Raw genomic sequence first — 14,076 nt, forward strand, 5'->3', positions numbered from 1 at the left:
CAACACACAGCGAAACTTCCCACATATATTTCTTACGGCACTACCCTACAAAATCCACCTGACAAGAAATGAATCATTTAATTGCGCAGATGTTCATTTATTTGATTAATTAAATAGAATTTTCTGGTAATAAATCTACCGCTCCACTCCCTTTTGTACGTCGCCAACCAAACTTGGCTTGTTGCATGGGCTCAGTGGTTTCTTAAATCTTGAAGGGAATTCCAATATGAAAAAGATCCCCCCTACCCCCTCGGATTCGCAAAATCCATCAACCGACAACACCGTCGATTTACCCAAGCTCTCCCAAATCACCGAACGCCGCGTCAGCGCCCGTCTGCGCAATCCGGGCCAACCCGACCCTGTCAGTCACCTCTTCACCATCGTCCCGAATGCCGACACGGAGTCTTTGCTCTGTCACGCCTGCGAAACCCTTGCCTCGCTGAATGTCATGACCACCGATCTCGCCGGGGAACTGGAAGGCTCTCGCCGCAATGTGGCACTGGCCATTCAGCAGTTGGCCGTACTGGCCGAGCTATTGGTAAATCGAGCACTAGACAACCTGGACCTGCCCGGGGGGTTGCCTGAGGCTCCGTCAAACAGCCAACGCTGAGTAGTCCCGTTTTGTTACCAAATGGAGGTTTTTTGTCATGGATCGATACATGCCTATCACCGGCATCGACTGCACCATCGCATCGTTGGTGATCGACACCGAAGCACCGCTGGACGTGTTGCACGAAACCGCGGCCTACCGCATTCGTACCGCGACCCAACTGCTGGAAAGTTTCGCGTTTAGCGAGGGCGTTTACAGCGAGCTGGCGCGGGTATTGGTGACGTCATTGCGCGATGGTTGCGATTTGATGGATGTCATCGGGCGACGATTGCAGGTGCAGGTCTCGGTGTAGTGCCTGGAAAAAAACGGGTGACCTCACTGGGGTCACCCATAGTTACGGCTTCAGAGGCTCAACCTTACGCGTCAACAACTCCACAAACGCCTTGGCCATCGGCGACTTCTGATTCTTGCGCTGCATTAACCACACCGCCGACACTTCTGAATCAAGCAGCGGGCTTGCCACATCTGAGTCCTCGGCAAACGAGTGAAACATAGGAAAACGGAGTATGTAATTTCGGAAACGCCCTACAGCCAGCTTTGTAATTTCAACATATAGGCAAACCCCAACAACCAACACATTTAAAAGCAAGTGCGACAAAGCATCACTTTAAAAAGAAACGCCAAATTATTACAAGTCATTACCCAACTATTGACCCCCCCTATTCCCAGCCTATACTTTTCACGCATTGAATTTGGATAATAAATAGCGAGCAATCTACAAAAACAGATAAGGAGTTATTCGCATGCAAAAAAACAATATTGCTTCTATATGCCTGCTTCTTGCGGCATTGTCTTGCTCTTTGGGTAGTTTTGCGCAACAAGCCCCCACCACTGCCGATTCTCGAGCTCTGGCATCCTCCCCTCGATGGCTGACAACCAAGGTCTATATAGAGGGTGCACCACAAACGGACGTAAAAGCGAATTATCCTGGCGTGGTCGGAATATCGACGTGGGACCCCGAACGCAATCGCTATGAGTTCTTTTACACCGATACGGGAAAATCAAAGTACGACAATGGAGGTGGAGGTTACTTTTTTGTCACTGGCGATCAAAAAACCCACATTTTAGTGCCCGATGTAGGGCCAACCAAAACCGTGGCCAGGCGATTGGAAACGTTGATTCCAAATGAATTCACCTATTCTCGCGAAGTGCCTCGCGACATGATAGCCAATAACCCTCCAGTGCGTATCTATGTAGTTCATGCCCCCTATACCGGAACAGTGGAAACAAAGTCCGCTATTGATCCAGATACAAACATCACGAACTAAAAGCAATCGCCCGCAGCACACTAAATATTCCAGGCAGTTCTGCTGAAGCAGCGTTACCGCCTGGAATCAATTTTGCTTCTTAATAAAACATGGAGTTTCAATATGCAGAAATCACTCAAAACACTCCTTGCATCTGTACTATTAATATCCTCGGCCTTCTGCGGTGTTGTCAATGCACAGTCCACAACAAATTCCCCTGCAAAAAATGCCGTGGCCACACCAGACAACGCCGTCATGCTGACCGTATTTTTAAAGCACGATCAGTCACGGCCATTGGGTGAACTAAAGGCCCAACTTTCCAAACAAGGATTCTATAAGGTATTTCCACCTGCGGGAGTAGAGATTGTCAGTTGGAACATAATGATGGGCATCGGACAAGTCGTCACAGTGCGCTTCCCAGCCTCCCGTCTTGCTGAAGTAAACCTTGCACTTGAAAATACAGCGTGGGGAAGTTACAAAACCGAGTTCTATCCGACCTATGATTTCAAAGCGATAGCACTGGCAGAACAAAACAAAGCGCAGCAAACGCAAACTGCCCAGTGATGCCAGTTGACTGAGCGGTTAATTAATTATCTACCCTCTGGGGGCACCCGTAGTTACGGCTTCAGAGGCTCAACCTTACGCGTCAACAACTCCACAAACGCCTTGGCCATCGGCGATTTCTGATCCTTGCGCTGCACCAGCCACACTGCCGACACCGCTTCCGGATCCAGCAGCGGGCGGTAGACCACGCCATCGATACGCATCCGCTGATACGACGCCGGCAGTACCGACACCCCCAAACCTGCCGCCACCAGCCCGATGATGGTCATTGCCTCGCCTGCCTCTTGCGCGAAGTGCGGGCTGAAACCGGCATCCCGCGCCAGGCTGAGCAACTGAGCGTACAGACCACTGCCATAGCTGCGCGGGAAAAATACGAACGGTTCGAGGGCTAGCGCCGAGAGGAATAAACCTTCTTCGCTGCCATTCACCAGCGGATGCTTGGAGCTGAGCACCGCCACCAGAGGCTCACGCATCAGTTCCACTACGCTGAGCGAGTCCGGCAGCCCAAGCGGTCGCATGATCCCGACTTCGATCGACTCATCAACCAGTGCATCGGCCACTTGAGTGCTGCTCATTTCCCGCAGGTTCAGGTGCACCGCCGGGAAGCGCTGGCGAAACGAGAAAATCGCTTGGGGAATGGTCGAGTTGAACGGTGCCGACGAAGTGAAGCCGATCTTCAACTCACCCAGTTCACCGAGTTGTGCCCGCCGTGCCACATCCGCCGCTTTGTCGACCTGAGCCAGCACCAGCCGCGCCTCTTCCAGGAACAACCGCCCCGCCTCACTGAGTTCGACCCGACGATTGGTCCGTTCGAACAGACGCGCCCCGACCTCCTGCTCCAGCGCCTGAATCTGCTGGCTCAGCGGCGGTTGCGAGATGCCCAGCACCTGGGCGGCGCGGCCGAAATGCAGTTCTTCGGCGACGGCAATGAAGTAGCGCAGGTGACGCAATTCCATGAAAACTCCATTAGGTCGTAAAACCTATCAAACAGGTCGAACAATATATTGGATTGAATCATTAGGCAGCTATATGATTTTTTCATTGCCTGACCGGCTGCGCCCCTCCGAGGTCTGAAGTGAAAACTGCTGTCGCCCCACTCGCCCATGAAATTCCGCCCACTGCGCTGGATGATGTCGTCGCCGAGCGAAGCGATATCTACATAGAGAAAGGCACGCCGATGTTTATTCGCACGGTGCTGGCGCTGTTCTCGGGCGGCTTCGCGACCTTCGCCCTGCTTTATTGCGTGCAGCCGATGATGCCGCTGCTGTCCCACGAGTTTTCCATCAACGCAGCCCAGAGCAGTCTGATCCTGTCGGTGGCCACCGGCATGCTCGCCATCGGCTTGCTGATCACCGGCCCCATCTCTGATCGCATCGGGCGTAAACCAGTGATGGTCGCCGCGCTGTTCGCTGCGGCACTCTGCACCATGGCCAGCGCGATGATCCCGAGTTGGCAAGGCGTGCTGGTGATGCGGGCGCTGGTGGGGCTGTCGTTGAGCGGTCTGGCGGCGGTCGCGATGACTTACCTGAGCGAAGAGATCCACCCGCAGCACCTTGGTCTGGCCATGGGCTTGTACATCGGTGGCAACGCCATCGGCGGCATGTGTGGACGATTGATCGTCGGGGTATTGATCGACTTCGTCAGCTGGCACACGGCGATGCTGGTCATCGGTGGCCTGGCGCTGATTGCCGCAGCGGTGTTCTGGAAAATCCTCCCCGAATCGCGCAACTTCCGCGCTCGCTCGTTACATCCGCGTAGCTTGCTGGACGGCTTCACCATGCACTTTCGCGATGCCGGCCTGCCGCTGTTGTTTGTCGAAGCTTTTGTGCTGATGGGCGCGTTTGTCACGCTGTTCAACTACATCGGTTATCGCTTGCTGGCCGAGCCGTACCATATGGACCAGGCCTTCGTCGGGCTGCTCTCGGTGGTGTACCTGTCGGGCATCTACAGCTCGGCGAAAATCGGCGCCCTGGCCGACCAACTCGGCCGGCGCAAAGTGCTCTGGGCAACCATCGTGGTCATGCTTGCGGGCATCGCCCTGACCATGTTCACGCCTTTACCGCTGGTGATTCTCGGCATGCTGATCTTTACCTTCGGCTTCTTCGGGGCGCATTCGGTGGCCAGTAGCTGGATCGGCCGTCGTGCGATCAAGGCCAGAGGACAGGCGTCGTCGCTGTACCTGTTCAGCTATTACGCCGGGTCGAGTATCGCGGGTACGGCAGGCGGCGTGGCCTGGCACTTGGGTGGCTGGAACGGGATCGGGCTGTTTATCGGCGGATTGTTGGTGATTGCGCTGTTGGTGGCGTTGAAATTGGCGAAGTTGCCGCCATTGGAAAATGTGAAAGCCTGACGGCAATATCCTGTCAGCCACAAACAACTGTGGGAGCGAGCCTGCTCGCGAAGGGTCATAACATTCAACATCTAAGTTGACTGTCAGACCGCTAATCGCGAGCAGGCTCGCTCCCACAGAAAAGCGGTTTTTTATCGGGCGACGATCACTCGTGATACTGCGCCGACAACTCATGCACCGCGCGCAGGAAGGCACCTGCGTGCTCCGGATCGACTTCCGGGGTGATGCCATGGCCGAGGTTGAACACGTGGCCGCTGCCCTTGCCGTAGCTGGCGAGGATGCGGCCGACTTCGGCGCGAATGGCTTCTGGCTTGGCGTAAAGCACGGTCGGGTCCATGTTGCCTTGCAGGGCGACTTTGCTGCCGACGCGTTGGCGGGCTTCGCCAATGTCGCAAGTCCAGTCCAGGCCCAGCGCATCAGCGCCGGCGTCGGCAATGCTTTCCAGCCACAGGCCGCCGTTCTTGGTGAACAGGATGACCGGCACTTTGCGGCCTTCGTGCTCGCGGATCAGGCCGCTGACGATTTTGCGCATGTAGGCCAGGGAGAATTCCTGGTAAGCCGCTGCGGAGAGGTTACCGCCCCAGGTGTCGAAGATCTGCACTGCTTGCGCGCCGGCCATGATCTGGCCGTTGAGGTACGAAGTGACCGACTGCGCGAGTTTATCCAGCAGCAGGTGCATGGCTTGCGGGTTGTCGTAGAGCATGGCCTTGGTCTTGCGGAAGTCTTTCGACGAGCCGCCTTCGACCATGTAGGTGGCCAGGGTCCATGGGCTGCCGGAGAAGCCGATCAACGGCACGCGGCCGTTCAGTTCGCGGCGTATGGTGCTGACCGCATCCATGACGTAGCCGAGGTCTTTGTGCGGATCAGGAATCGGCAGGGCTTCGATGTCAGCCATCGTGCTGACGACTTTCTTGAAGCGCGGACCTTCACCGGTTTCGAAGTACAGGCCTTGGCCCATGGCGTCCGGGATGGTGAGGATGTCGGAGAACAGGATCGCCGCGTCCAGTTGCGGATAGCGGTCGAGCGGCTGCATCGTGACTTCGCAAGCGAACGCCGGGTTCATGCACAGGCTCATGAAGTCACCGGCCTTGGCACGGCTGGCGCGGTATTCAGGCAGGTAGCGACCGGCCTGACGCATCATCCACACAGGCGTGACGTCTACGGGTTGCTTGAGCAGGGCGCGAAGGAAACGGTCGTTCTTCAGGGCAGTCATGTCGGCATCCGGAAAAAAAGTGCGGGCATTTTCTCAGAGCGCGACGCAAAAGGCACGGCAAGAGCCGTTCCTTTTGTCTATCGGGTCAATTTGTCGCGGTGGAACACGCTGTTTAGCAACACTGAGAAGCAACTGTGGGAGCGAGCCTGCTCGCGATGACGGAGTGTCAGCCAATACATCTGGTGACTGATACACCGCTATCGCGAGCAGGCTCGCTCCCACAGGGTTACTGCATTTCAGCTCAGGATTCGGGGTTAAACGCCCAGGTAATCCAGGATCCCTTCAGCGGCATTGCGGCCTTCGAAGATCGCCGTTACCACCAGGTCGGAACCGCGCACCATGTCGCCACCGGCGAAGATTTTCGGGTTGCTGGTCTGGTGCTTGTACTGACCTTGTTCCGGCGCCACGACGCGGCCCTGGCTGTCGGTCTGGATGCTGAACTGCTCGAACCACGACGCCGGGCTTGGACGGAAACCGAAGGCGATGACCACGGCGTCGGCCGGGATGATCTCTTCGGAGCCCGGGATCGGCTCGGGGCTGCGACGGCCACGGGCGTCCGGTTCGCCGAGACGGGTCTCGACCACCTTCACGCCTTCGACACGGTCTTCACCGACGATCGCGATCGGCTGGCGGTTGTAGAGGAATTTCACGCCTTCTTCCTTGGCGTTCTTCACCTCTTTGCGCGAGCCCGGCATGTTCGCTTCATCGCGACGATAGGCACAGGTCACCGACTTGGCGCCCTGGCGAATCGAAGTACGGTTGCAGTCCATCGCCGTGTCGCCGCCACCCAGTACCACGACCTTCTTGCCTTTCATGTCGACGAAATCTTCCGGCGACTTTTCAAAGCCCAGGTTGCGGTTGACGTTGGCGATCAAGAAGTCCAGCGCGTCGTGCACGCCCGGCAGATCTTCACCGGCAAAGCCGCCCTTCATGTAGGTGTAGGTGCCCATGCCCATGAACACGGCATCGTATTCTTCGAGCAGTTGCTCGATGGTCACGTCCTTGCCCACTTCGGTGTTCAGACGGAACTCGATACCCATGCCGATGAAGACTTCGCGGCGATTGCTCAGCACGGTCTTTTCCAGCTTGAACTCGGGGATCCCGAAGGTCAGCAAACCACCGATTTCCGGGTTCTTGTCGAACACCACCGGAGTCACGCCGCCGCGTACCAGCACGTCGGCACAGCCCAGGCCGGCAGGGCCCGCGCCGATTACCGCGACACGCTTGCCGGTCGGTTTGACCTTGGACATGTCCGGGCGCCAGCCCATGGCGAACGCGGTATCGGTGATGTACTTCTCCACCGAACCAATGGTCACCGCGCCGAAACCGTCGTTGAGGGTGCAGGCACCCTCGCACAGGCGATCCTGGGGACACACACGGCCACAGACTTCCGGCAGGGTGTTGGTCTGGTGCGACAGCTCGGCGGCGGCGAGGATGTTGCCCTCGGCCACCAGCTTGAGCCAGTTGGGAATGAAGTTGTGCACCGGGCACTTCCATTCGCAATACGGGTTACCGCAACCCAGGCAGCGGTGGGCCTGGTCGGCCGACTGCTGGGGTTTGAACGGTTCGTAGATTTCCACGAACTCTTTCTTGCGTTGACGCAACAGTTTCTTCTTCGGATCCTTGCGCCCGACATCGATGAACTGGAAGTCGTTATTCAGACGTTCAGCCATTGTTAAAACCTCATCAAACTCTTCAGGCGCATATCACTGCGGGTTGGCACGGGTGCTGGAAAGCAACGATTTCAGGTTGGCAGCCTTGGGCTTGACCAGCCAGAAACGACGCAGATAGTCATCGAGGTTTTCAGCGAGGTTACGACCCCACTCGCTGTCGGTTTCCTCGACGTATTCGTTCAGCACGCGTTGCAGGTGGCTGCGATAGGCTTCCATCGCCTCACCGCTGATCCGCTGGATTTCCACCAGTTCGTGGTTGACCCGGTCAACGAAGGTGTTGTCCTGGTCGAGCACGTAGGCGAAACCGCCGGTCATGCCGGAGCCGAAGTTGTAACCGGTCTTGCCCAACACGCAGACGAAACCACCGGTCATGTACTCGCAGCAGTGATCGCCAGTGCCTTCCACGACAGTGTGAGCACCGGAGTTACGCACCGCGAAACGCTCGCCCGCGGTACCGGCGGCGAACAGCTTGCCCCCGGTGGCGCCATACAGGCAGGTGTTGCCGATAATGGCGCTGTCCTGAGTCTTGTAGATGCTGCCCTTCGGCGGAACGATGACCAGCTTGCCGCCGGTCATGCCTTTGCCGACGTAGTCGTTGGCATCGCCTTCCAGGTACATGTTCAGGCCGCCGGCGTTCCACACACCGAAGCTCTGACCCGCCGTGCCTTTGAAGCGGAAGGTGATCGGCGCGTTGGCCATGCCCTGGTTGCCATGCTTGCGAGCAATTTCACCGGAGATCCGTGCGCCGATGGAACGGTCGCAGTTGCAGATATCCAGGGCGAAATCAGCGCCGCTCATGTCGTTGATGGCCGAGGTGGCCAGGTCGACCATTTTCTCGGCCAGCAGGCCTTTGTCGAACGGCGGGTTGCGGTCGACCTGGCAGAACTGAGGCTTGTCTGCCGGGATGTGATCGCTGCCCAGCAACGGGGTCAGGTCCAGGTGGTTCTGCTTGGCGGTCTGGCCTTCGAGGATTTCCAGCAGATCGGTACGGCCGATCAGCTCTTCGAGGGAGCGCACGCCCAGCTTGGCCAGCCACTCACGGGTTTCTTCGGCGACGTAGGTGAAGAAATTCACCACCATGTCGACGGTACCGATGTAGTGATCCTTGCGCAGCTTCTCGTTTTGAGTCGCAACGCCGGTGGCGCAGTTGTTCAGGTGGCAAATACGCAGGTATTTGCAGCCCAGGGCGATCATTGGCGCGGTGCCGAAGCCGAAGCTTTCAGCGCCGAGGATCGCGGCCTTGATCACGTCGAGGCCGGTTTTCAGGCCACCGTCAGTCTGTACACGGACCTTGCCGCGCAGGTCGTTGCCGCGCAGGGTCTGGTGGGTTTCGGCCAGGCCGAGCTCCCACGGAGCGCCCGCGTATTTGATCGAGGTCAGCGGCGATGCACCGGTGCCGCCGTCGTAGCCGGAGATGGTGATCAAGTCCGCGTAGGCCTTGGCCACACCGGCAGCGATGGTGCCGACGCCCGCTTCTGCGACCAGCTTCACCGAGACCAAAGCCTTCGGGTTGACTTGTTTCAGGTCGAAAATCAGCTGCGACAAGTCTTCGATCGAATAGATGTCGTGGTGCGGTGGAGGCGAGATCAGGGTCACGCCCGGCACTGCGTAACGCAGCTTGGCGATCAGACCGTTGACCTTGCCACCTGGCAGCTGACCGCCTTCGCCCGGCTTGGCGCCCTGAGCGACTTTGATCTGCAACACTTCAGCGTTGACCAGGTATTCCGGGGTCACACCGAAACGGCCAGTGGCGACCTGCTTGATTTTCGAGCTCTTGATGGTGCCGTAGCGCGCCGGGTCTTCACCGCCTTCGCCGGAGTTGGAACGCGCACCGAGGCGGTTCATCGCTTCGGCCAGGGCTTCGTGGGCTTCCGGCGACAATGCGCCCAAAGAGATGCCCGCGGAGTCAAAGCGCTTGAGCACCGATTCCAACGGTTCGATCTCGCTGATGTCCAGCGGCGTGTCCAGGGTCTTGACCTTGAACAGATCGCGGATCATCGACACCGGACGGTTGTCCACCAGCGCCGTGTATTCCTTGAACTTGCTGTAGTCGCCCTGCTGCACAGCGGCTTGCAGAGTGCTGACCACGTCCGGGTTGTAGGCGTGATATTCGCCACCGTGGACGAACTTCAGCAGGCCACCTTGCTGGATCGGCTTGCGCGGGCTCCAGGCTTCGGCCGCCAGGGCTTTCTGCTCGGCTTCGATGTCGACGAAACGCGCGCCCTTGATGCGGCTTGGCACGCCACGGAAGCTCAGGTCGCAGACTTCTTCGGACAGGCCGATCGCCTCGAACAGTTGCGCACCGCGGTACGAGGCGATGGTGGAGATGCCCATCTTCGACAGGATCTTCAGCAGGCCTTTGGTGATGCCTTTACGGTAGTTCTTGAACACCTCATAGAGGTCGCCCAGCACTTCACCGGTGCGGATCAGGTCGCCCAGCACTTCGTAGGCCAGGAACGGATAGACCGCCGAGGCACCGAAACCGATCAGCACCGCGAAGTGATGCGGATCGCGAGCGGTAGCGGTTTCCACCAGGATGTTGGAGTCGCAACGCAGGCCTTTTTCGGTCAGGCGGTGGTGTACCGCACCGGTCGCCAGCGAAGCGTGGATCGGCAACTTGCCCGGGGAGATGTGACGGTCACTCAGCACGATCTGGGTGCGACCGGCGCGAACGGCTTCTTCAGCCTGATCGGCAACATTGCGCACTGCGGCTTCGAGGCCGACGCTCTCGTCATAGTTGAGGTCGATGATCTGGCGTTCGAAGCCCGGACGATCGAGGTTCATCAGCGAGCGCCACTTGGCCGGGGAAATGACCGGCGAGCTGAGGATCACACGCGAGGCGTGTTCCGGCGACTCCTGGAAAATGTTGCGCTCGGCACCGAGGCAGATTTCCAGCGACATGACGATGGCTTCACGCAGCGGGTCGATCGGCGGGTTGGTTACCTGCGCGAACTGCTGGCGGAAATAGTCGTACGGCGTGCGCACGCGCTGGGACAGCACGGCCATCGGCGTATCGTCGCCCATCGAGCCGACGGCTTCGTAGCCTTGCTCGCCGAGCGGACGCAGCACCTGGTCGCGCTCCTCGAACGTGACCTGATACATCTTCATGTACTGCTTGAGCTGATCGACGTCGTAGAACGCCGAACCATGGTCGTTGTCTTCCATGGTCGCCTGGATGCGCAGGGCATTCTTGCGCAGCCATTGCTTGTACGGATGACGGGACTTCAAGCGGTTGTCGATGGCGTCGGTGTCGAGGATCTGACCGGTTTCGGTGTCCACGGCAAAGATCTGGCCAGGGCCAACGCGACCTTTGGCGATCACGTCTTCAGGCTGGTAGTTCCAGACACCGATTTCCGAGGCCAGGGTAATGAAGCCGTTCTTGGTGGTGACCCAACGCGCCGGACGCAGACCGTTACGGTCGAGCAGGCACACCGCGTAACGACCGTCAGTCATTACCACGCCGGCCGGGCCGTCCCACGGTTCCATGTGCATCGAGTTGTATTCGTAGAACGCACGCAGATCCGGGTCCATGGTTTCGACGTTCTGCCACGCAGGCGGAATGATCATCCGCACGCCACGGAACAGGTCGATGCCACCGGTGACCATCAACTCGAGCATGTTGTCCATGCTGGAGGAGTCGGAACCGACACGGTTCACCAGCGGGCCGAGTTCTTCCAGATCCATCAGATCGTTGGTGAACTTGGTGCGACGGGCCTGAGCCCAGTTGCGGTTGCCGGTGATGGTGTTGATCTCGCCGTTGTGGGCGAGGAAGCGGAACGGCTGCGCCAGCGGCCATTTCGGCAAGGTGTTGGTCGAAAAGCGCTGGTGGAACACGCAGATCGAGGTTTGCAGGCGCTGGTCGCTCAGGTCTGGATAGAAGGCGGTCAAGTCCGCCGGCATCATCAGGCCTTTATAAATGATGGTCTTGTGGGAAAAGCTGCAGATGTAGTGATCGACGTCGGCGGCGTTGGCCACGGACGAACGACGACGGGCGCTGAACAGCTTGATCGCCATGTCCTGATCGCTCAAGCCTTCACCACCGATGAACACTTGTTCGATCTGCGGCAGGCGCTCGAGGGCCAGACGGCCGAGGACACTGGTGTCGATCGGCACTTTGCGCCAGCCGACCAAGGTCAGGCCTTCGGCCAGGATCTCGCGGTTCATGTGCTCGCGAGCCGCTTCGGCTTTCACCGGGTCCTGGTTGAAGAAGACCATGCCCACAGCGTATTGCTTGGGCAGTTCGACGCCGAAGGTTTCCTGGGCGATGGCACGCAGGAATACATCCGGCTTTTGAATCAGCAGACCGCAACCGTCACCGGTCTTGCCGTCGGCGTTGATCCCACCGCGGTGGGTCATGCAGGTCAGGGCCTCAATGGCCGTTTGCAAAAGGGTATGACTGGGCTCGCCCTGCATATGGGCTATCAGGCCGAAACCGCAGTTATCCTTGAATTCATCTGGTTGGTACAGACCTGCTTTCATAGACACTTTCTCACCAGGCTGCCTCTTATCGAGACAAATTTCTTTTCAATTCAACCAGTTACCATCCACGCCGAACGTACGCCAGCTTTGTGGGGGCAAAAGGGAGGTCATTGTACACACCGACACGGAGGCTCACAAATTTGACGACGAAATGTCGCAAATCTATGTCGCATTTGTGAAAGGTTTAAAGCGATATGCTGTGCTAGTCAAAACTTTTTTAATTTTGACCGCAGCGACTCAAAGACTACTGTGACGCAGACACCACAAGGCACGCGGCCTGTAGAGGCGGCATGCACTTGCAGAAATTTTGAGGTGCTTGGAGAGGCGGCCTGGGTAAGGCCGCCGAATCTTCAGCGAGTTGTTGCCAGTTCCTGTTGGACGCTGGCGACAGTGCGAGGCCAAGGTTTACCAGCCTGAACCTTCGCTGGCAAGGCCTTGATAGCGGTAACGGCTGCATCGCGGTTAGCGAAGCTACCGTAGGTGATGACGTAAAGCGGCTTGCCGTTGAGTACTTTCTTGAAATAACGGTACTCGCCGCCCTGCTCCTTGACGAAGCTTTGCGCGGCCGATTCGGAGCTGGTGCCGAGGATTTGCACCACGTAGTTACCCGGCGCCTGGCCTGCGTACCAGCTGCCACCGGCGGCTTTGGCCACGGTGACTGGCTTCTCGGCAGGTTTGACGGCGACGGCCGGCTTGGCGGGCGCTGGAGCCGGTTTGGCAACAGGTGCAGGCGCTGGCTTGGCTGTCGCGACCTGAGTCGGCGCTGGAACCGGTTTGGCGGCAGGCGTTGGTGCCGGGCCTGGCTGGACGCCGGCAGGCGGCGCAGTCGTGGTCACGGTTGGCGGTGTAGCGCTGGAACCTTCGACCGGCACGCCGTCATCGCCTTCGGTGATACCACCGGCCGCTTCGGCCAACGGACCACGCATCACCGGCTGCGAGTTGCCGACCAACGGCAACGGCATCGGTTGCGAATTACCGGCGAACTCGACGGAGGGAGCGCCACCGCTGTCAGGTTGTGGCGTGCCCTGGCCCAGCGGCAGTTGCGCCTGTTCGTTGGCAGGTGCGCCGGTGGTCGGCGCTTTGCTGCGACCCGGCATCAACCAGGCGGCGGCTACCGCGACCACGACAACGGCGGAAATCGCCAATACGTGTTTCTTCGGCATGTTGAACCCCATACTTGGACGCTTCACCGCTGAGCGGCTGGCAATCATGGCTTCGATCATCGCATCGCGGGCGACCTGGTTGATGGTGCCAGGCCAACCGTCGGAGCTTTCGTGAATATCAGAGATCTGATCCGCGGTAAAAAGTTCGATACCCCGGCCGGCGCCTTCAAGACGCTGGTCCAGATATTCGCGGGTTTCTTCTTCGGTGTAGGGCTGCAATTCGATGACATGGAAACGCTCTTCCTCAAGGGTCAGCGCTTCAAGTTGGGCAATCAGCGAGGACTCGCCGAACAGGAACACGTGCGGGCGACCTTCCGGCGCACCCGCGGCCAAAGCCAGCAAGGCCTCCAACGCGGATTCGTCGAGTTGTTCGGCATCATCCACCAGCAAATAGACTTCCTGCCCCGTGAGGGCAAGCTGTACCACTTGGGCCAGAATGGCGCCGATTTCGGCCTGCTCGACGTTCAGCGCCTGAGCCACCTGGCGCAGCATACCGGCTGCATCGCCGGCACCACGGGCGGAAACCACCACGCTCTGCACTGACTGTTTGTTGGTACTAGCCACCAGAGCCTGACGCAACAGGGTTTTGCCGCTGCCTTGAGGGCCAGTGACCACCAGCAACAACTGGCTGTAACGGGCCAGATGATGCAGTTGCCCCAGCACCGGTTTGCGCTGGGCCGGGAAAAATTTGAAGCCAGGCACCCGTGGAGCGAAAGGGTCATGACTTAACTGGTAATGGCCGAGGAAAGCCTCGTCGGCATGCAAACTAGTCATCGG

Annotated in this window: 10 protein-coding genes and 1 pseudogene; 5 read left to right on the forward strand and 6 right to left on the reverse strand. The window is 58.5% G+C overall.

Translation table 11 applies throughout. The annotated features are described in order from the left end of the window. Positions 1–226: 226 nt before the first annotated feature. Positions 227–610, forward strand: a complete 384-nt coding sequence (locus PMI30_RS17050) for a DUF6124 family protein (RefSeq protein ID WP_008009182.1) — start codon at positions 227–229, stop codon at positions 608–610. 37 nt (positions 611–647) lie between these two features. Continuing rightward, positions 648–902, forward strand: a complete 255-nt coding sequence (locus PMI30_RS17045; RefSeq protein ID WP_008009183.1) for a hypothetical protein — start codon at positions 648–650, stop codon at positions 900–902. Positions 903–944: 42 nt separating this feature from the next. On the opposite strand, the pseudogene PMI30_RS31685 reads toward PMI30_RS17045, so the two are convergent. Further along, positions 945–1,082: pseudogene (locus PMI30_RS31685) on the reverse strand (LysR family transcriptional regulator); the annotation flags it as partial. Between the two features lie 271 nt (positions 1,083–1,353). Here PMI30_RS31685 and PMI30_RS30575 point away from each other — a divergent pair. Beyond that, a complete protein-coding gene (locus PMI30_RS30575) occupies positions 1,354–1,878 on the forward strand; it encodes a DUF4822 domain-containing protein (protein WP_008009186.1) in 525 nt (174 codons plus the stop codon). A 102-nt stretch (positions 1,879–1,980) separates the two neighbouring features. Beyond that, a complete protein-coding gene (locus PMI30_RS17040; protein WP_008009188.1) occupies positions 1,981–2,421 on the forward strand; it encodes a hypothetical protein in 441 nt (146 codons plus the stop codon). Positions 2,422–2,474: 53 nt separating this feature from the next. On the opposite strand, the gene PMI30_RS17035 is transcribed toward PMI30_RS17040, so the two are convergent. Beyond that, positions 2,475–3,377: a LysR family transcriptional regulator gene (locus PMI30_RS17035; protein WP_008009190.1), complete on the reverse strand. Its 903-nt coding sequence runs from the start codon at positions 3,375–3,377 to the stop codon at positions 2,475–2,477. Positions 3,378–3,529: 152 nt separating this feature from the next. Here PMI30_RS17035 and PMI30_RS17030 point away from each other — a divergent pair, with 152 nt between their 5' ends. Continuing rightward, positions 3,530–4,771, forward strand: a complete 1,242-nt coding sequence (locus tag PMI30_RS17030; protein WP_443216301.1) for an MFS transporter — start codon at positions 3,530–3,532, stop codon at positions 4,769–4,771. Between the two features lie 145 nt (positions 4,772–4,916). Here PMI30_RS17030 and hemE read toward each other — a convergent pair whose 3' ends face one another. The 4 genes from hemE to PMI30_RS17010 all read right to left on the reverse strand — a co-directional run bounded on the left by hemE (position 4,917) and on the right by PMI30_RS17010 (position 14,073). Further along, a complete protein-coding gene (hemE, locus tag PMI30_RS17025; protein WP_008009194.1) occupies positions 4,917–5,984 on the reverse strand; it encodes a uroporphyrinogen decarboxylase in 1,068 nt (355 codons plus the stop codon). Between the two features lie 254 nt (positions 5,985–6,238). Continuing rightward, positions 6,239–7,657 (reverse strand): FAD-dependent oxidoreductase, encoded by a 1,419-nt coding sequence (locus PMI30_RS17020; protein WP_008009196.1) that lies wholly within the window; start codon positions 7,655–7,657, stop codon positions 6,239–6,241. Positions 7,658–7,690: 33 nt separating this feature from the next. Beyond that, entirely contained in the window at positions 7,691–12,136 is a 4,446-nt protein-coding gene (gene gltB, locus PMI30_RS17015; protein WP_008009198.1) for a glutamate synthase large subunit, read from the reverse strand. Positions 12,137–12,486: 350 nt separating this feature from the next. Continuing rightward, positions 12,487–14,073: an SPOR domain-containing protein gene (locus tag PMI30_RS17010; RefSeq protein WP_008009201.1), complete on the reverse strand. Its 1,587-nt coding sequence runs from the start codon at positions 14,071–14,073 to the stop codon at positions 12,487–12,489. Positions 14,074–14,076 lie beyond the last annotated feature (3 nt).

It is taken from the genome of Pseudomonas sp. GM50 (genome assembly GCF_000282375.1).
In the GTDB taxonomy this organism is placed as follows: domain Bacteria; phylum Pseudomonadota; class Gammaproteobacteria; order Pseudomonadales; family Pseudomonadaceae; genus Aquipseudomonas.

Excerpts from the sequence above, each read along its gene's own strand:
- PMI30_RS17035 (WP_008009190.1), bottom strand. The coding sequence starts at position 3,377 with ATGGAATTGCGTCACCTGCGCTACTTCATTGCCGTCGCCGAAGAACTG.
- PMI30_RS17020 (WP_008009196.1), bottom strand. The coding sequence starts at position 7,657 with ATGGCTGAACGTCTGAATAACGACTTCCAGTTCATCGATGTCGGGCGC.
- PMI30_RS17040 (WP_008009188.1), top strand. The coding sequence starts at position 1,981 with ATGCAGAAATCACTCAAAACACTCCTTGCATCTGTACTATTAATATCC.
- PMI30_RS17050 (WP_008009182.1), top strand. The coding sequence starts at position 227 with ATGAAAAAGATCCCCCCTACCCCCTCGGATTCGCAAAATCCATCAACC.
- hemE (WP_008009194.1), bottom strand. The coding sequence starts at position 5,984 with ATGACTGCCCTGAAGAACGACCGTTTCCTTCGCGCCCTGCTCAAGCAA.
- gltB (WP_008009198.1), bottom strand. The coding sequence starts at position 12,136 with ATGAAAGCAGGTCTGTACCAACCAGATGAATTCAAGGATAACTGCGGT.
- PMI30_RS17010 (WP_008009201.1), bottom strand. The coding sequence starts at position 14,073 with ATGACTAGTTTGCATGCCGACGAGGCTTTCCTCGGCCATTACCAGTTA.
- PMI30_RS17045 (WP_008009183.1), top strand. The coding sequence starts at position 648 with ATGGATCGATACATGCCTATCACCGGCATCGACTGCACCATCGCATCG.
- PMI30_RS30575 (WP_008009186.1), top strand. The coding sequence starts at position 1,354 with ATGCAAAAAAACAATATTGCTTCTATATGCCTGCTTCTTGCGGCATTG.